Source organism: Agrobacterium sp. GW821-FHT14E08, assembly GCF_058803865.1.
Genome location: NZ_JBXAPJ010000001.1, coordinates 811521 through 828404, shown reverse-complemented (window position 1 = coordinate 828404; position 16884 = coordinate 811521). Strand labels below are relative to the sequence as shown.

At 58.9% G+C, this 16884-nt stretch carries 17 protein-coding genes; 3 read left to right on the top strand and 14 right to left on the bottom strand.

What is annotated here, in order from left to right; translation table 11 throughout:
* Positions 1–21 precede the first annotated feature (21 nt).
* From lpxB to AC1ROR_RS03960, 14 genes are all read right to left on the bottom strand, one after another.
* Positions 22–1206, bottom strand: a complete 1185-nt coding sequence (gene lpxB, locus AC1ROR_RS04025) for a lipid-A-disaccharide synthase (RefSeq protein ID WP_498588648.1) — start codon at positions 1204–1206, stop codon at positions 22–24.
* Positions 1203–2084, bottom strand: coding sequence for an LpxI family protein (locus AC1ROR_RS04020; RefSeq protein WP_498588647.1), 882 nt, complete (start codon positions 2082–2084; stop codon positions 1203–1205). Before AC1ROR_RS04020 ends, lpxB begins: the two co-directional genes overlap by 4 nt.
* 3 nt (positions 2085–2087) lie before the next feature.
* Positions 2088–2903 (bottom strand): acyl-ACP--UDP-N-acetylglucosamine O-acyltransferase, encoded by an 816-nt coding sequence (lpxA, locus tag AC1ROR_RS04015; RefSeq protein WP_142171979.1) that lies wholly within the window; start codon positions 2901–2903, stop codon positions 2088–2090.
* Complete coding sequence (fabZ, locus tag AC1ROR_RS04010; protein WP_003521400.1) at positions 2900–3367, bottom strand: 3-hydroxyacyl-ACP dehydratase FabZ; 468 nt, start codon at positions 3365–3367, stop codon at positions 2900–2902. Before fabZ ends, lpxA begins: the two co-directional genes overlap by 4 nt.
* The gene (gene lpxD / locus AC1ROR_RS04005; protein WP_498588646.1) at positions 3360–4427 is read right to left on the bottom strand and encodes a UDP-3-O-(3-hydroxymyristoyl)glucosamine N-acyltransferase; all 1068 of its coding nucleotides are present in this window, start codon (positions 4425–4427) and stop codon (positions 3360–3362) included. The genes fabZ and lpxD overlap by 8 nt, the downstream gene beginning before the upstream one ends.
* A gap of 49 nt (positions 4428–4476) precedes the next feature.
* Positions 4477–6801 carry an outer membrane protein assembly factor BamA gene (bamA, locus tag AC1ROR_RS04000; protein ID WP_035217504.1) on the bottom strand — a complete coding sequence of 775 codons (2325 nt, stop codon included), beginning with the start codon at positions 6799–6801 and terminating at the stop codon, positions 4477–4479.
* A 199-nt stretch (positions 6802–7000) separates the two neighbouring features.
* Positions 7001–8122 (bottom strand): RIP metalloprotease RseP, encoded by a 1122-nt coding sequence (gene rseP / locus AC1ROR_RS03995; protein ID WP_167377525.1) that lies wholly within the window; start codon positions 8120–8122, stop codon positions 7001–7003.
* Positions 8123–8171: 49 nt separating this feature from the next.
* On the bottom strand, positions 8172–9005 hold the full coding sequence (locus AC1ROR_RS03990; RefSeq protein WP_035217507.1) for a phosphatidate cytidylyltransferase: 834 nt from the start codon (positions 9003–9005) through the stop codon (positions 8172–8174).
* On the bottom strand, positions 9005–9748 hold the full coding sequence (locus AC1ROR_RS03985) for an isoprenyl transferase (protein WP_498588645.1): 744 nt from the start codon (positions 9746–9748) through the stop codon (positions 9005–9007). The genes AC1ROR_RS03990 and AC1ROR_RS03985 overlap by 1 nt, the downstream gene beginning before the upstream one ends.
* A gap of 64 nt (positions 9749–9812) precedes the next feature.
* Positions 9813–10370: a ribosome recycling factor gene (frr, locus tag AC1ROR_RS03980; protein WP_003496224.1), complete on the bottom strand. Its 558-nt coding sequence runs from the start codon at positions 10368–10370 to the stop codon at positions 9813–9815.
* Between the two features lie 67 nt (positions 10371–10437).
* Positions 10438–11160: a UMP kinase gene (pyrH, locus tag AC1ROR_RS03975; protein ID WP_035218853.1), complete on the bottom strand. Its 723-nt coding sequence runs from the start codon at positions 11158–11160 to the stop codon at positions 10438–10440.
* A 97-nt stretch (positions 11161–11257) separates the two neighbouring features.
* The gene (gene tsf, locus AC1ROR_RS03970) at positions 11258–12184 is read right to left on the bottom strand and encodes a translation elongation factor Ts (RefSeq protein WP_035217511.1); all 927 of its coding nucleotides are present in this window, start codon (positions 12182–12184) and stop codon (positions 11258–11260) included.
* Positions 12185–12546: 362 nt separating this feature from the next.
* Positions 12547–13314: a 30S ribosomal protein S2 gene (gene rpsB / locus AC1ROR_RS03965; protein WP_035217513.1), complete on the bottom strand. Its 768-nt coding sequence runs from the start codon at positions 13312–13314 to the stop codon at positions 12547–12549.
* Positions 13315–13506: 192 nt separating this feature from the next.
* Complete coding sequence (locus AC1ROR_RS03960) at positions 13507–14349, bottom strand: cell envelope integrity EipB family protein (protein ID WP_498588644.1); 843 nt, start codon at positions 14347–14349, stop codon at positions 13507–13509.
* Positions 14350–14465: 116 nt separating this feature from the next.
* On the opposite strand from AC1ROR_RS03960, the gene AC1ROR_RS03955 reads away from it, so the two are divergent.
* From AC1ROR_RS03955 to AC1ROR_RS03945, 3 genes are read left to right on the top strand one after another with little or no spacing between them, the layout of a single operon-like run.
* On the top strand, positions 14466–14936 hold the full coding sequence (locus tag AC1ROR_RS03955) for a RidA family protein (protein ID WP_498588643.1): 471 nt from the start codon (positions 14466–14468) through the stop codon (positions 14934–14936).
* Positions 14933–15673 (top strand): glycerophosphodiester phosphodiesterase, encoded by a 741-nt coding sequence (locus tag AC1ROR_RS03950; protein ID WP_498588642.1) that lies wholly within the window; start codon positions 14933–14935, stop codon positions 15671–15673. Before AC1ROR_RS03955 ends, AC1ROR_RS03950 begins: the two co-directional genes overlap by 4 nt.
* Complete coding sequence (locus tag AC1ROR_RS03945) at positions 15670–16869, top strand: GNAT family N-acetyltransferase (RefSeq protein WP_498588641.1); 1200 nt, start codon at positions 15670–15672, stop codon at positions 16867–16869. The genes AC1ROR_RS03950 and AC1ROR_RS03945 overlap by 4 nt, the downstream gene beginning before the upstream one ends.
* Positions 16870–16884 lie beyond the last annotated feature (15 nt).

The window sequence follows — 16884 nt, the reverse complement described above, 5'->3', positions numbered from 1 at the left end:
GGTAAGAAAGAATTGAAATGATTATGCCGAGGGATGAGCTTTGCTCTTCAGGACATCGAGAAGAATGCGCGCACCGGTTTCGCCCGGAGGCACATCTGTGCGTAAACGTTCCTGTACCAGAGCATAACCCTCAAGCATTGCCCGCCGCTCGGTGGTGTCGGATGACAGCCGCTCGGCCCAACGCAGCATCGAGCCCGCACGCACAACCTCGTTGAAATATTCCGGCACGACGGCATAGTCGGCAATCAGGTTCGGCAAGGCCCCGGTCCAGGTTTTCACCCGCTTGCTCAGCATCGTGAAAATCCAGTCGGTCTTGTAAACCGAGATCGTCGGTACACCGGCAAGTGCCAGTTCGAGAATGACGGTGCCGGACGCTGCAACCGCCGCATCAGCCTCAGCAAAGGCACTCCACTTGAAAGCAGAATCGCTGCCGATCTCGGGCCTGATGTCCTGCGGCCATGCCGCCGCCAATTCGCGGATGCGGCTTTCCTGGCGCGGTACGGTGGGAAGCAGAAACCGGGTCGGGCCGTTGCGTTCCACAAAAGCTTTTGCGGCCTCCTGAAACGGCTCCATCAACCGCGTCGTTTCAGTGGAGCGCGACCCCGGCAGGAGAAGAATGGTTTTCCGTTCGCCATGGGCAGGAAGCGACCGTTCCGCCCGCTTCGCCCGCACGGAAAGCACATCTTTATCGACGCTGAGGCGATGGCCGACAAAGGTTGTCGGGGGGCCGCCGAGACGCCGCATCGCCTCCGGCTCAAAAGGAAGCAGGGCGAGAACGTGATCGACATAGGATAACATCGCGGTGGCGCGATATTCCTTCCATGCCCAGACGCTGGGGCAGACATAATTGACGACCGGAAGATGCGGCAATTGTTTGCGGACTTTTTTCGCAACGCGGTGGGTGAAATCGGGACTGTCGATAATCAGCAGAACATCCGGTCTTGCGGCGATGATCGCCTCGGCAGTCTGGTTGATCCGCGAAATGAGTTTCGGCAGTTTCTTGAGGACCTGCGTGAAGCCCATGATGGAGAGTTCGGAATAATCGAACAGCGATGCCAGACCTTGCGCCTCCAGCGCCTCGCCGCCCACGCCCATCAGCTCGATGGATCCCTCATACCGGGTTTTAAGCGACCTGATCAGATCTGCACCCAGAAGATCGCCAGAAACCTCGCCGGCTATGACCGCCACTTTCAACGTTGCCGTCATCGCTTCATATCTCCGCCCAGCATGTCCTCACCGAGTGACGTATCGATGCCGCAGACGAATATGCCCGCCTGATCGGCCGCTTTCAACATCTCGTCACGGTCGAGCACCAGCGCCCGCCCCGCCTCGACTGCGATGCCCGCCAGCCCGGCCTTCTGCGCGTTCTCCACCGTTTCGACGCCGATGGTCGGCAGGTCTGCACGGACATCCTGCTGCGGCTTGCAGAGCTTCACCAGCACACCCTTGCGGCGGGGCGAGATGCGGCCCTCGGTGCGCAATGCCGCAACGCGCGCCAGCATGGCGTCCGTGCCTTCCACGCCCTCCAGTGCGACGATGCGGCCACCGACGGAGACCGCGCCCTGCCCGACATCGAGCGAGCCAAGCGCGAGAGCCGCCTGAGCAGCCTTGCGTATGTCGCGCAGATCATCCTCGGAAGGTTTTTGTGCGCCGAAAGCACCGATCGTCGCCAGCAGGCCAGGTGCGATCTCGTGGGCACCGATCACCTTCGCGCCGAGCGTACCGATTACCTTGATGACCATCTGCAAAACGGCATCATCCCCGCTGGAAAGCAGGGTGCGAACGATGGACGGCAGTTTCAGCACTATGCCCAGCGTGGGGCGGATTTCCCGCCACTCCGGACGCCGCGCCACGGCGCCGGACAGCACAACGCGGTCCACCCGATTTTCACGCAGCAGACGACCAAGGCCGGCGACGTCCCCGACACTGATCACGGCATTGTCGAAACCGGTCCAGTCAAAGCGGGAATCATCACGCAACCGCACAATGAAAGGGTTTTCGCCCATCTCGCGCGCAGCGGCCGCCACATAGAGCGGCAGCTGGCCGCTGCCGGCCACAATGGCGAGACGCCCGCCGCGTGTCACGGCTCACTTGCCCCGGTTGGGCGAAGAGATCGCGCGGTCGCTATCCGCACCGATGAAATCGATGACTTCAAGCGCCTGCGGGCAATCCAGATAGTCGTTACGGTCGATGGCGGCCGCATTGCCTCGGATCGTGCCTTCGGCCTCGAAAATCGCCTTGTAGACACGCCTGACCTTGTGGATATCAGCACGGTCGATACCAGCGCGTGTCATGCCGACCACATTGAGCCCGCCGAGAATACCGGGATTGCCGTTCAGCATGCCATAGGGAATGACATCGTAATTGACCGCCGAAAGCCCGCCGATAAAGGCCTGGCGGCCAATACGGGTAAATTGATGCACGGCGCAGCCGCCGCCCAGAATGGCGCGATCCTCGATGGTGACATGGCCCGCCAGCATGACATTGTTGGACAGCACGATATGGCTGCCAAGGCGGCAATCATGCGCCACATGCGAATTGGCGAGGAAGAGATTATCGTCGCCGATAATGGTCTTGCTGCTGCCGTCGGAACTGCCGGCGTTCATCGTCACGCCTTCGCGCATGACGCAGCGCTCACCGATCTCGAGCGTCGTTTCCGAGCCATCGTGGCGAATAGCCTGCGGCGTGCCGCCGATCACCGCCATGGGATGGATGACCGAACCACGGCCGATGACGGTCAGGCCGGAAACAACGGCGTGATTGTGCAGCCGGACATCGTCATGCAGCGTGACTTTCGCACCGACATAGCTCAGCGCACCGATGACGACATTTTCACCGATCACCGCGCCGTCTTCGATCACAGCCGTCGGGTGAATTCTGGCCGAGGCGGCAATCGTGCTCATTGCTGGTCCTCGGGGATCATCATGGCGCCAACATCGGCTTCCGCCACCAGCGCGCCGTCCACCTTCGCCTCGCAATGGAATTTAAAGACGTTGCCGCGCTGGCGCTGCTTGACGACATGGATTTCCAGCCGATCGCCGGGGATCACGGGCTTGCGGAAACGCGCATTGTCGATCGTCATGAAGTAAACCAGGTGACCACCCTCGCCCTGGCTGCGAGCGCAGATCGCGCCTGCCGTCTGGGCCATGGCTTCGACGATCAGAACGCCTGGCATGATCGGCCGGTCCGGGAAATGGCCGGTGAAATGCGGCTCGTTGACCGTGACGTTCTTGATGCCGATCGCCGAGTTGTTACCATCGATCTCGATGATCTTGTCGATCAGCAAGAATGGGTAACGATGCGGCAGAAGCTTCATGACTTCCAGAATGTCAGCCGCGCCCAGCGCCGTCTTCGTTTCTTCAGTCATCGTTTTTTTCTCCTGTTTTTTTATCACGCCCTTCAGCGCGCGCCAGAATTTCGGCCATGTCGCGCAGGAAATATTTCATAGGACGCGCGGGCGTTCCGCCGTAGCGCGCGCCTGCCGGCACGTCCGCGACCACACCGCTCATCGCGGCGATCTGCACGCCGTCGCCGATGTTGATATGGCCATTGATACCTGCCGCGCCGCCAATCATCACACCGTCGCCGATGCGGGTGCTGCCCGCAATGCCAACCTTGCTGACGATGCCGCAATGGCGGCCGATGCGGACGTTGTGGCCGATCTGGACCTGGTTGTCGATCTTGGTACCTTCGCCGATAACGGTGTCATCCATGGTGCCGCGATCGATCGTGGTGTTGGCGCCGATCTCGACATTGTCCTGAATGATGACCCGGCCGATCTGGACGATCTTCAGCATGCCGCGCGGACCGGGCGCATAACCGAAACCGTCCTGACCGATACGGGCGCCGTTATGGATAATCACGTTGTTGCCGAGGAGAGAAGCAAGGATGCTTGCGCCACCGGCAATGGTGCAATCGCGGCCGACCTGCACATCGGGCCCGATGATGACACCGGGACCAATCCGGGTGCCAGCACCGATATGGGCGCCAGCGCCGATGACCGCGAGCGGCTCGACGATCACGCCCGCTTCCAGCTTCGCGGAAGGATCGATATGCGCGGCACTGGAAATTTCACCTTCCATCGGCGCAATCGTTGCCGGACGCATGGCCGCGGGATGCAGCAAGGCACCCACCTGCGCAAAAAGCGTATGCGGATTTTTCGATATCAGGGCCGGTATATGGGGCGGAAGCATATTCTTCAGCGCCACGTCGCAAATCACGGCGCCTGCCTCGCAAGTCAGCAATTCGTCGCGGTTCTTGCGGGAGAGAATATAGCAGAGCTGGTCGGGCTTTGCCCGATAGACCGGCGCGACGGACCTGATGATCCGCTCTCCCGCCGCATCTTCAGACAGTTCCGCCCCAAAACGGTCTGCGATATCTTTCAATCGCAGTCCCTCGTGGGGCGGAAAAAAGGCGTTGTATTCCATCAGCCGGAAACTCCAGAACGTTCAAAGTTGCAGTTCTGGACTGCCGATATCAGAAAGTGTTGGACATGCCAAACCGGAAACGCTGTTCCTCGTCGTAGTCTTCCTTGGCGATCGGAACGGCGTAGTCGACGCGGATCGGTCCGAAAGGCGACGCCCACATCACACCGATACCTGCGGATGCGCGGATGGAGTTGTCGTCCTTCACACCTGCACTGTTGGCGACCTTGTTGCCATACAGCGTACCGGCATCAACGAAGCCAGCCAGACGCAGACCGAAATCTTCGGGAACGCCAGGCATCGGGGCCGTGACTTCAGCGGAAGCAGCGAAGTAGGTCGTGCCGCCGATGGAGTCGTTACCAATGCGCGGACCGATACCATCATTCTTGAAGCCGCGAACCTGACGGCCGCCGAACTTGAACTGATCGAACACCAGCAGATTGTCGCCGGTGGGCACCACATGACCCGCCTGGCCGGTGATAGAGCCGATGACATCGTACTCGTCCGACAGCGTGTAATAGAAGCGCGCCTTGGCGTAGATCTTGTAGTATTCGGAATCGCCGCCGAGGCCTGCAAATTCGTTCGTCAGGGCCGCCTGCCAGCCTTCGCGCGGCATGTTGCGGTCGTCGAGCGTATTGTAGTTCAGCGTGTTCGAGATGATGGACTGTGTCCAGTCACCACCACGGATCAGAGCCTTATAGGGCTCGGCAAGATTGCTGCCGCTTTCCCAATCGCCCTCACCGTCGTAGTTCAGCTGCTTGTAGGTGTACTTAAACGTCGTCGAGAGGTCTTCGGTGATCGGCGCGGTCACACGCAGCGCGAAGCCCTGCTCGTCGTAGTCATAGTAGTCTTCGCTGCGGCTCTGGCTCTTGAACAGGTCGAAACCTGCGGCCAGACGGTAGCCAAGGAAATAAGGCTCGGTGAAGGACAGCGTGTAGCTGCGCGCATCATCTTCGCCAGCACCGGCGGCGAGACGGATGTACTGGCCGCGACCGAGGAAGTTCTTCTCTTCGATGGATGCTTCGAGCAGCACGCCGTCGTTCTGAGAGTAACCCGCACCGATACCGAACGAACCGGTCGACTGATCCTCAACGTCGACAACGATCACGACGCGGTCAGGCGCGCTGCCGCCGGCGGTCGAGATGTTGACCTTCGAGAAGTAACCGAGCGCCTCAAGGCGGCGCTTTGCCGCGGTGATGACGGTCTGGTTGAAAGCATCGCCTTCAGAAATATCAAATTCGCGACGAATGACATAGTCACGCGTACGGGTGTTGCCGCGGATTTCGATACGCTCGACATAGGCGCGTTCGCCCTGATCGACGATATAGGTCACGCCGATGGTGTTGCCGGCCATGTCGCGGTCGCCGCGCGGCGTTACGCGGGCGAAAGGATAACCTTCGCCGGCAACGCGCTTGGAAATCGCTTCCATGCTCTGCTGAACTTCCTTGGCGCTGTAGCTCGCGCCCTGGCGGGTTTCAACGAGACCCTGCAATTCAGAACCATCAACACCCGGAACGGTCGATTCGACGGCAACGTTACCGAAGTCGTACTTCTTGCCTTCATCCACCGTGATGGAGATGGTGTATTCGTTCTTGGACTCGTCCAGCACAGCATCGGACGACACGACCCGGAAGTCGGCATAACCGCGGTTGTAATAGAACTGGCGCAGCGCCTCTTCGTCGGCGCGCAGCTTGTCCTCGTTGTAGACGTCCTTACGCGTCAGGAACGACAGCATGTTGGACTTCTTGGTATTGATGACGGCAGCCAGACGGCCATCGCTATAGGCATTGTTGCCGACGAAATCGATGCGACCGATCTTCGTGCGCTCACCTTCGTTGATAACGAAAGCAATGTTCACGCGACCCTGGCCGACAGACACTGTCTGGGTGGTGACTTCAACGTCGCTGCGGCCGATCGCGGCATAGGCTTCCTTGATGCGCGCAATATCGGCGGTCACAATTGCCTGATTGAACGGGCCGAGCGACTGGGTCTGCACGATGCCGGCGAGCTTGTCGTCCTTGATCTTGCGGTTGCCGTTGAAAACCACCTGGTTGACGAGCTGGTTTTCATTGACGGTCACGACCAGCGTACTGCCGGAAACGCGCATGGAGACATTCGAGAAGTAACCGGTAGCGTAAAGACGCTTTACCGATTCATCGATGTCCGAATTGGAAAAGTTCTTACCCGGCGCAATGGTGATGTTGGAACGCACGGAGTCCGCGCCGGACCTCTCAGCCCCGCGAACATCGATCTTGCTGATAACAGCTGCATTTGCCGCACCAGCAGAGGCAAGCACGCCAAGGCCCGCAACCGAAGAAACACCAGCAGACAGCGCAACCGCCGACACAGCGTTCAAAAATCTTGAACCAGCCTTCATTTCAATTCTTACCTTTTTACGTTGTCCCTCAGCGGGCGGAACCCGACTCCGGCCATGTGCGTCGTTTTACCTGCTTTTCCCCTACAAGCAAGTCAGAACGTTAAATTCTGTTTACTTCGTGATCCAGAGTGGCTCATTCGCCACTTCGGCATAAAAACAGGGTAAACAAGCTGCTAACAAAACCGTTAAAACACTATCTTCAGCCGATCAAGCTGCTGATATCATTCCATGTTGCAAAAACCATAAGACCCAAAATCATCATCATGCCAATACGGAAAGCCACTTCCTGCGCAGCGGCGCCAAGCGGCCTGCCGCGAATGGCCTCGATTGCGTAAAACACCAGATGCCCACCATCCAGAACCGGTACAGGCATCAGATTGAGAAGACCGATCGACACGGAAAGAACGGCGGCAAGCTGGATAACGGCCGAAATTCCAAGCGTCGCCATCTGGCCGGACGCCTGCGCTACCCTGACCGGGCCGCCGAGCTGATCGGCATTCATGCGGCCGGTCACAAGGTTGCCGATATAGTTGAAGGTGCCGGTAATGACGTGACCCGTTTCGCGAACACCCTCGACGAGCGCCTGGGACGGCGAATATTCGATGTGGCGGAAATTGCCACTGCTCTGATCGGTGACAATGCCGATAATGCCCATTTCCAGCTTGTTGCCGAATTGGTCGGTGGTTTCGGTCCGGGTCGGAACCATCGGCAGCTTCAGTTCTTCGCCCGCTCTTTCCACCGTTACGGTGATCGGCGTGCCCGGCCGGATGCCGACATAACGGCGGACATCCTCGAAGGTCATCATCTTTTCACCGTCAATCGCGAGCAGCCGGTCGCCGGCGCGCACGCCCGCTGTCGCAGCGGCACTGTTTTCACGCACCTCCGCCACGACCGGATCGGCGATCATCCGGCCATAAACACCGAACAGGACCGCGAAGATGAGGATGGCGAGAATGAAGTTGGCAATCGGGCCGGCGGCAACCGTTGCAGCCCTCTTCCAGAGCTTGGCGCCGGAAAGCGTCTGCGCCCTCTCCTCCAGCGACATATGCGACAGGCCGGAACTATCCGGCTTGCTGGCTGCATCTTCGTCGCCGAAGAACTTCACGTAGCCGCCAAGCGGAATAGCGGAAATCTTCCAGCGCGTACCGCGCCGGTCGGTATAGCCGATCAACTCCGGACCGAAACCGATGGAAAAAGCTGTGGAGCGTATGCCGCTCCAGCGGCCGACGAGGTAATGGCCCATTTCATGGACAAAAACGAGCAGGGAAAGTACCAGAATGAAGGGCACGATATAGCCGGTCAGAAAGCCGGTTGCCGCCATTACTGTGTTCATGACAATCTGCCCTTTATTTCATGACCTTTCGCGCCGCTTAAAAGCCCGGTAACAGACCGCCACCCGATCCGGGTACGTCGCCGGTTGCTGCTGCATGCACGAAAGCGATGAGGAATACCGTAAAGCAGGCGAAAACAAGACCGTCGACCCGATCCATGAAACCGCCATGGCCGGGAATGAGATGGCTGGAATCCTTGACCTGAAACCGCCGCTTCACGAAGGATTCAAAAAGATCGCCGATCTGGCTGAATATGGAGAGGATGAGAGCGAGGCCCAGCACAAGCAGGCTGATCCTGCCATGATAGGCGAGCGATACCGCCCCGCCACCGATCAGTGCCGCCACTGCGCCGCCGACAGCGCCCGACCACGTCTTGCCGGGCGAGATTGCCGGCGCGAGCTTAGGCCCGCCAATGGCGCGCCCGACAAAATAAGCCAGGATATCCGTCGACCAGACGACAGCGAAAATAAACAGGATGGAGACGAAACCGGTCAGCTCGTCACCACGAATCGCGGCAAGCGATATGCCACTGAGACCGGCGTAAACGATGCCGCCCACCAGCCACCAGTTCCTGCCGCGCAGAACGGGGAAAAGCGCCGCGGTCAGGGTAAAGCCTGATAGCAGCGGCAGATCAAGCGACGGCTCGCCGAATATCGTATTGCCGGCGATGACCGCGACCGCAAACCAGCCCCAGGCATTGCCGGTGGGATTGGTTTCCGACAGGCGGGTGATCTTTGACCATTCATAGTAGATGAGAATCGCCAGGAGGCCCGCCACGATGCGGAACAGAATGCCGCCATACCAGGTCGCGACCAATATGGCGGCCGCCATGACAATTGCGGACACGATCCGCAGTCTGAGTTCACGGCTCATCAGGCGCCTGCCACGGCAACCGGCTCGGCGATTGCGCCGAAGCGGCGGTCACGCGTTGCATATTGCTCGATTGCGGAAAAGAACAGCTGCCGGTCGAAATCGGGCCAATATTCAGGAATGAACAGGAACTCGGAATAAGCCGCCTGCCAGAGCAGGAAGTTCGACAGACGCTCCTCGCCGCTGGTGCGGATGATCAGATCGGGATCCGGTATTCCGGACGTATCCAGTCTCGCCGAAATCATCTCCGAGGTGATCGATGACGCATCCAGCCGGCCTTCGGCGACATCGCGGGCGATCGCCATTGTCGCGCGGGTAATCTCGTCGCGGCTGCCATAGTTGAAGGCAATCACCAGCGTCAGCTTGGTGTTATCAGCCGTCATCTGTTCGGCTTCTTCGAGAAGGCTGCGAATGTCGTTCCTCACCCCCTCGCGGTCGCCGATAATCCGAACACGGACGTTTTCGCGATGCAGTTCGGCAAGGTCGCGCCGGATGAAAGCCTTCAGCAGGCCCATCAGGTCGCTTACCTCGGATTCCGGCCTGCGCCAGTTTTCCGACGAAAAGGCGAACAGGGTGAGATAACGGATACCGCATTCACCCGCTGCACGCACGGTTTCTCGCACCGCCTCCACCCCGCGGCGATGCCCCATCACGCGCGGAAGACCGCGCTGTTTTGCCCAGCGTCCATTGCCATCCATGATGATGGCGACGTGCTCGGGTATGGAGGAACGTGTCGTCGTCGGCATATCGATCCAGTAACAGGCAGTGCGGAATTAAAACGAATAAAATACAGGTCTATCGCAAGCGATATCAGACCTGCATGATTTCCTTTTCCTTCTCGCCAAGCAAGCGGTCAATTTCCGAAATCGTGTCGTCGGTCATTTTCTGGACCTTTTCGGACTGTCCACGGCTTTCGTCCTGACCGATGTCACCGTCCTTTTCGGCTTTTTTCAGACCATCCATGCCATCACGACGCACATGGCGAATCGCCACCTTGGACTTTTCGGCATAATCATGGGCTACCTTGACGAGCGATTTGCGGCGCTCCTCGTTGAGCTCGGGCAGCGGAATTCTGAGGTTCTGGCCATCAACGATCGGGTTGAGGCCGAGATTGGATTCGCGGATCGCACGGTCGACGGCATTGACCATCGACTTGTCCCAGATGTTGACGCCGAGCATGCGCGGCTCCGGTACGGTGATGTTCGCGACCTGATTGAGCGGCACGCGCGAGCCATAGGCCTCGATGGTTACCGGATCGAGAATGTTGGCCGAAGCACGGCCGGTGCGCAGCGATGCGATATCGCTCTTGAACGCATTGATGGCGCCATCCATGCGGCGCTTGATATCGTTGAGGTCAATACCACTCATCTAGATACTCCATCTCTGTCGGCCTTTCCGGCCGGAATTCGCCCCAGGGGACGGCATCTTTTCTTGATTACTTGTCGTGCACGATGGTCTTGCGGCCACCGCCGGTCAATATCTGCGCGAAACCGCCCTTCTCATGGATCGAGAAAACGATGATCGGGATATGGTTTTCGCGGGCAAGTGCCACAGCCGCGATATCCATGACCGCGAGACCCTTGCCGAGCACTTCGCTATGGGTCAGTTCGTCGAAACGGGTGGCTGCCGGATCCTTCTTCGGATCGGCGGAATAGATGCCATCCACCTGGGTGCCCTTGAAGATGGCCTCGGCGCCCATTTCCGCGGCGCGCAGCGCTGCGGCGGAATCGGTGGTGAAGAAGGGATTGCCCGTGCCGCCGGCAAAAATCACCACGCGACCCTGTGCGAGGTGGTGAAGTGCTGCGCGCTGCGAGAAGCTCTCACAGATTTCAGGCATGGCGATTGCGGACAGAACGACGGTATCGATGCTGAGCTTGCGCAGCGACGTTGCGAGCGCCAGCGCGTTGATGACGGTCGCCAGCATGCCCATATGGTCGCCGGTGACGCGGTCGCCGCCCTTGGATGCAACGGCGACGCCGCGGAAAATATTACCGCCGCCGACGACAACGCCGACTTCAACGCCCATCGCCCTTGCTTCAGCGATATCGGAGGCGATCCGGTCGGCCACCGCCACATCGATACCGAAACCCTGATCGCCCATGAGGGCTTCGCCGGAAGCCTTGAGAAGAACACGTTTGTAGATCGGCTTGGAAGACATCATGACTCCTCGGAAATGTAACCGAAACGCGGATACACGAAGGGCACCGCGTTGTCACGCGATGCCCTCCCGTTTTCCCAAGATTGGGTAAATATAATCAGCCCTTGGCGACGGCTGCGACTTCTGCTGCGAAATCGCTTTCTTCCTTCTCGACGCCTTCGCCGAGCAGCAGGCGAACCATGCCCGTCACTTCGATCGCCGCGCCGGCTTCCTTTTCGGCTTCCTTGATGGCAGCGCCGACGGTCAGGTCCGGGTTGATGACGAAAGCCTGCGACAGAAGGGCAACTTCTTCGAAGAACTTGCGCATGCGGCCATCAACCATCTTTTCGATGATGGCTTCCGGCTTACCGGATTCGCGGGCCTGTTCGATGAAGACGTTACGCTCGCGCTCAGCAACGGCGGCGTCGACTTCTTCAGCGCGGATGGCGAGCGGGTTGGTCGCAGCAATGTGCATGGCAACCTGGCGGCCGATCGAGTTCAGGACAGCCTTGTCGCCAACCGACTTCAGGGCAACGAGAACACCGAGCTTGCCGATGCCGTCGCCGGCAGCATTGTGGATGTAGGTCGCGACAACGCCGTGCTCGACTTCGAGCGCAGCCGAACGGCGCAGCGTCATGTTTTCGCCGATGGTGGCAATCGCGTCCTTGATGCTGTCCGCAACGGACTTACCGGTTGCCGGATAGGTGGCAGCGGAAACAGCGTCAACGGTGCCGTTGGTGGTGAGGGCAACCTGGGCGATACCGCGGATAAGGTCCTGGAACGCATCGTTACGGGCAACGAAGTCGGTTTCGGAGTTGAGTTCGACAACAACAGCCTTGTGACCCATGGTGGCGACGCCGACCAGACCTTCAGCAGCCGTACGGCCAGACTTCTTGTCGGCCTTTGCGATGCCCTTGGCGCGCAGCCAGTCGATCGCCGCTTCCATGTCGCCATTGGTCTCAGCAAGAGCCTTCTTGCAGTCCATCATGCCTGCGCCAGACTTTTCGCGCAGTTCCTTCACCATTGCGGCTGTGATTTCGGTCATTGTTTGCCTCTTATCGGTTCGATCGGTCAGCCGGCGGAATTTGCCGTGCCGAAGTTCTGGGTGATGACTGTACCCGGCCGCACACCCTTTGAAACCGGAGAGGATTTCAGGAAAGGGGCATGCGCATTCCCAAGTGCTGCGGCGTCTCCATGCATCGAAATGATGGGTGCCGCCGAAGTGTGACAGCGTTATGAAGACTGCCTTCCGTTTCAACCACATCGGACGCCAACGCTTCTCTAAAAAACCTGGCGGAGCGGTATGAAACGAACAAGGCCGTCAACCCATTGAAGGTCTTTGACGGCCTTGTCATATCCTGGTCGAGGAGACGGCGATCAAGAAATCGCCGCCAGACAGGGCCTAGATCAGGCGCCAGCCTCGTCTTCGAGCGCGGGCTCGATCGGAGCTTCTTCGGCAGCGCCGATGTCGCGGCCGGAAGCGCCCTGCTGACGTGCGATACCGTCGATGGCAGCGCGGGCGATCAGGTCGCAATAGAGCGAGATGGCGCGCGAAGCATCGTCGTTACCCGGGATCGGGAAGTCGATGTGGTCCGGGTCGCAGTTGCTGTCGATGATCGCAACGACCGGAATGCCAAGACGCTTGGCTTCTTCGATCGCGATCTTTTCCTTGTTGGTGTCGATGATGAACATCAGGTCCGGAACGCCACCCATATCGCGGATACCGCCGAGAGCCTTTTCAAGCTTTTCGCGTTCGCGCTCGAGGTTCAGGCGTTCCTTCTTGGAGTAGCCGGAAGCTTCCGAGTTCAGGATCTCGTCGACCTTGCGCAGACGCTGGATCGAGTTGGAGATGGTCTTCCAGTTGGTCATCATGCCGCCGAGCCAGCGGGAGTTGACGTAGTACTGGGCCGAACGCTTTGCGCTGTCAGCGATGATTTCGGACGCCTGACGCTTGGTGCCGACGAACAGAACGCGGCCGCCACGGGCAACGGTGTCGGACACGACCTGAAGGGCGCGCGACAGCATCGGAACGGTCTGAGCCAGGTCGATGATGTGGATGTTGTTACGGTCGCCGAAGATGTACGGCTTCATCTTCGGGTTCCAGCGGTGCGTCTGGTGGCCGAAGTGAACACCAGCTTCCAGAAGCTGGCGCATAGAAAAATCGGGCAATGCCATGCCTTGTTACTCCTTTTCCGGTTTAACCCCCGCGAAGCGAACAGCACCGATTTTCATCGATACCACCGGGCGGAACGGACCGGATTTCTCCCGGAACATCCCAAGCTTCGCGTGTGGAATGGTGAGCCGCATACAGTCGCCCGCATGAAAATGCAAGCATTTATGCGAAAAAACCGCAGAAACCGCCGCCTTTCAGCGGACAGGCTTGTTTTCGCAGGTTTCGGGCTTGAGAATATCGAGCTTCGCAAGCTTTCCCGTCAGAACGAAATCGCCGTAATCCATCGTCAGGTCGCGGGTGATTCCGTTTTCATAAAGCTTGAACGACATGCGGTAGATCGGCAGCGCGTCCGTACCCGTCTTGTCGTTGTAATAGGCGATGGTCACCGGCCAGAATGCAGCCTTGGCGAAATCGCCCGCCTTGCCGGCCTCGGCATCGCCGGCCTTCGGCATCTGCGACTTGCCGACCAGCGTGGAGGTGATCAGGCTTTCATCGCCATCATCCGAACCGTCGAAAATGCGGGATTCGAAGATGCGTTTTCCCTGTTTGGCATGTTCGATGACCTGGAACATGTGTTCTGTCGGAAATTCGCTGGCGACGAGACTGACCTGGCGGGCATCCGGACGGGTCAGATCGACCTTCACGCCCTCATTGCTGTCGATTGCAGCCCCCTGCACTTCCTTGTCCAGCTTGTCGTCGGTGTAGGACTTGGTCTCGAAGGTGAACTTCTTGGCGGCAAGGTCCTCGAAGGTGGTCGTCTGCTGGTCGGTCATGCGCACGGCATCGCCCGTGTTGATCTGCGTCACGAACCGGAAATCCGTCTTGTAGCCCTGACAGGCCGAGCCGGTGAACTCATAGACCATGCGGCCCGTCATGCCCTCGATGCCGGAGCGATCGGACGCATCCTTGAGTTCGAGATCGTAGACGGCGCGGTGTGCAACGAGATCCGGAACCGTGACGGGCAAGGCATTGGCAGCGTTTGACAGGCCGGTCATAAGCCCTGTTGCGGCAACGAAACCAAGCGTCCTGACAAACATGCAATATCTCCTGTTGGACTCACCGCTCATATTGTACAAGCAACCGCCCGGCTTTTGGATCAACATCTTCTGAATGCCGGATTCTTGAAGGATTTACAACAAAACCGGAGACGAAAATGTCGGACGTCATCGAAGGCCGCCTCAAGGAACTTGGCTTCACGCTTCCCGTAGCCGCAGCACCAGCCGCAAACTACGTTCCGTTCACCATCAGCGGCAATCTTCTTTATGTATCGGGTCAACTGCCGATGGAATCGGGCAAGATTGCGGTGACGGGTCTTGTTGGCCGCGATGTCGACGTGCCAGGCGCCCAACGCGCCGCCGAACTTTGCGCCGTCAACATTCTCGCACAGGTCAAGGCCGCGTTGAATGGCGACCTCTCGAAAGTCCGCCGCGTCATCAAGCTGAATGGCTTCGTCGCCTCGGTTCCGGAATTCGTCGAACAGCATCTTGTCATCAACGGTGCTTCCAATCTTCTCGCCAATGTTCTCGGCGATGCCGGCAAGCATGCCCGCGCCGCTGTCGGCATGGCCTGCCTGCCCTTCAATGCCGCCGTCGAGATCGACGCCATCGTGGAAATCGAAGCATGACCCTTAAACTCTCCTGGCTGACGGCCGAACCCGTCGCCCATCGCGGTTATCATGACCTCAACAAGGCCGTCTGGGAAAATACGCTTTCGGCATTTTCCCGCGCCATCGAGGCCGGTTTCGCCATCGAATGCGACGTCCAGCTGGCGGCCGACAGTGTGCCGGTGATTTTTCACGACCACGACATGGCCCGGCTGACAGGCATCAAGGGTGACGTGCGTGAACGTACCTCCGGTGAACTGTCGCTCCTTTCCGTCGGCCAGACCAAAGATCGCGTTCCGACGCTGAAACAGCTTCTGGCGCTCTGCGGCGGCAAGGTACCGCTGGTGATCGAGCTGAAAGGCCGTGAAGGCGAAGGCGTCGACGACGGTTTTGCCGAGGCGGTGCTGGAAGACCTCGAGGGCTACAAGGGCCATGTGGCGCTGATGAGCTTCGACCACCATCTGCTGAAGGATCTGAAGGCGGCCGGCTCGCCCTGGCCACTGGGCCTCACCGCCGAAGGCAACAAGCCGGAAGACTTCTTCAAACATGACGAAGCGATGCAGCTGGGTCTCGATTTCATCTCCTATCATTGGGGTCACCTGCCCAACAGCTTCATCGAGGCGCAAAGAAAACTTGGCCTTCCGGTGATTACCTGGACGGTCAGGGATGAAAACGCGCGCGAGACTACCTATAAATATGCGGACCAGATGACATTCGAAGGTTTCGACCCGAGAGAGAACCCGTCCGCCACGGCATGACAGAAGACTATTCCATCAGTATCGCGCAATCCTTTGGGGATATCGATCCGGAAAGCTGGAAACGGCTTTCCGGAACGTCGCGCAATACATCAGGAAAATATTATAACCCATTTATTTCCCACGAATTTTTATCCTCAATGGAGGATTCCGGGTCGGCGACTGCCAAGACCGGTTGGCTTGGACACCATCTGCTTCTCGAAAACGCGTCCGGCGCGCTGGTTGGGGCAATACCTGCCTATCTGAAGAACCACAGCAAGGGCGAATATGTCTTCGACCATGGCTGGGCGGATGCCTTCGAGCGGGCGGGTGGGCACTATTACCCGAAACTGCAATGTTCAGTGCCCTTCACACCGGCAACCGGGCCACGGCTGCTCGTTTCAGAAAACGAAGACGAGACACGCTTCAAGGCGTTACTGGCCTCCGGTCTCGCGCAGGTGACTGAGAAGATCGGCGTCTCCTCGGCACATGTCACATTTCTGGAAGAAAGCGATCTTTCCGCCCTTCTGCCGCGCGATTTCCTGCACAGGACCGACCAGCAGTTCCACTTCATCAATGACGGTTATCGCGACCATGGTGATTTTCTCGACGCCCTTTCCTCGCGCAAGCGCAAGGGGCTTAAGAAAGAACGCCGTGCGGCACTGGAAAACGGCATCGAGATTGACTGGTTGACCGGAAGCGACCTGACCGAGGATATCTGGGACCAGTTTTTCGCCTTCTATATGGATACCGGCGGCCGCAAATGGGGCCGGCCCTATCTGACGCGGGAGTTTTATTCGCTGATCGGCGAGCGTATGGCCGATGATGTGCTGCTGGTGATGGCGAAACGCGACGGGCGCTATATTGCCGGCGCGATCAATTTCATTGGCTCGGATGCGCTTTATGGCCGCCACTGGGGCTGCATCGAGGATCATCCCTTCCTGCATTTCGAGGTCTGTTATCATCAGGCGATCGATTTCGCCCTTTCCAGGGGATTGAAACGGGTGGAAGCGGGCGCGCAGGGCGAACACAAGCTGGCGCGTGGCTACATGCCCGTCACCACTCATTCGGCGCATTTCATCGTCCACCCGGGCCTGCGCCGCGCCATCGCCGATTATCTCCAGCGCGAGCGCGAGGAAGTCGAGCATATCGGCGATTATCTTGATGAACACACGCCCTTCCGCAAGGGCGAGAGACAGGAACAGGAACCGGACGCATAGTCCGCGATGAGGAGA

Excerpts from the sequence above, each read along its gene's own strand:
- lpxD (WP_498588646.1), bottom strand. The coding sequence starts at position 4,427 with ATGGAATACAACGCCTTTTTTCCGCCCCACGAGGGACTGCGATTGAAA.
- bamA (WP_035217504.1), bottom strand. The coding sequence starts at position 6,801 with ATGAAGGCTGGTTCAAGATTTTTGAACGCTGTGTCGGCGGTTGCGCTG.
- AC1ROR_RS03945 (WP_498588641.1), top strand. The coding sequence starts at position 15,670 with ATGACAGAAGACTATTCCATCAGTATCGCGCAATCCTTTGGGGATATC.
- pyrH (WP_035218853.1), bottom strand. The coding sequence starts at position 11,160 with ATGTCTTCCAAGCCGATCTACAAACGTGTTCTTCTCAAGGCTTCCGGC.
- frr (WP_003496224.1), bottom strand. The coding sequence starts at position 10,370 with ATGAGTGGTATTGACCTCAACGATATCAAGCGCCGCATGGATGGCGCC.
- AC1ROR_RS03960 (WP_498588644.1), bottom strand. The coding sequence starts at position 14,349 with ATGTTTGTCAGGACGCTTGGTTTCGTTGCCGCAACAGGGCTTATGACC.
- rpsB (WP_035217513.1), bottom strand. The coding sequence starts at position 13,314 with ATGGCATTGCCCGATTTTTCTATGCGCCAGCTTCTGGAAGCTGGTGTT.
- AC1ROR_RS03955 (WP_498588643.1), top strand. The coding sequence starts at position 14,466 with ATGTCGGACGTCATCGAAGGCCGCCTCAAGGAACTTGGCTTCACGCTT.
- fabZ (WP_003521400.1), bottom strand. The coding sequence starts at position 3,367 with ATGACTGAAGAAACGAAGACGGCGCTGGGCGCGGCTGACATTCTGGAA.
- AC1ROR_RS03950 (WP_498588642.1), top strand. The coding sequence starts at position 14,933 with ATGACCCTTAAACTCTCCTGGCTGACGGCCGAACCCGTCGCCCATCGC.
- lpxB (WP_498588648.1), bottom strand. The coding sequence starts at position 1,206 with ATGACGGCAACGTTGAAAGTGGCGGTCATAGCCGGCGAGGTTTCTGGC.
- tsf (WP_035217511.1), bottom strand. The coding sequence starts at position 12,184 with ATGACCGAAATCACAGCCGCAATGGTGAAGGAACTGCGCGAAAAGTCT.
- AC1ROR_RS03990 (WP_035217507.1), bottom strand. The coding sequence starts at position 9,005 with ATGAGCCGTGAACTCAGACTGCGGATCGTGTCCGCAATTGTCATGGCG.
- rseP (WP_167377525.1), bottom strand. The coding sequence starts at position 8,122 with ATGGCGGCAACCGGCTTTCTGACCGGCTATATCGTGCCCTTCATTCTG.
- lpxA (WP_142171979.1), bottom strand. The coding sequence starts at position 2,903 with ATGAGCACGATTGCCGCCTCGGCCAGAATTCACCCGACGGCTGTGATC.
- AC1ROR_RS03985 (WP_498588645.1), bottom strand. The coding sequence starts at position 9,748 with ATGCCGACGACGACACGTTCCTCCATACCCGAGCACGTCGCCATCATC.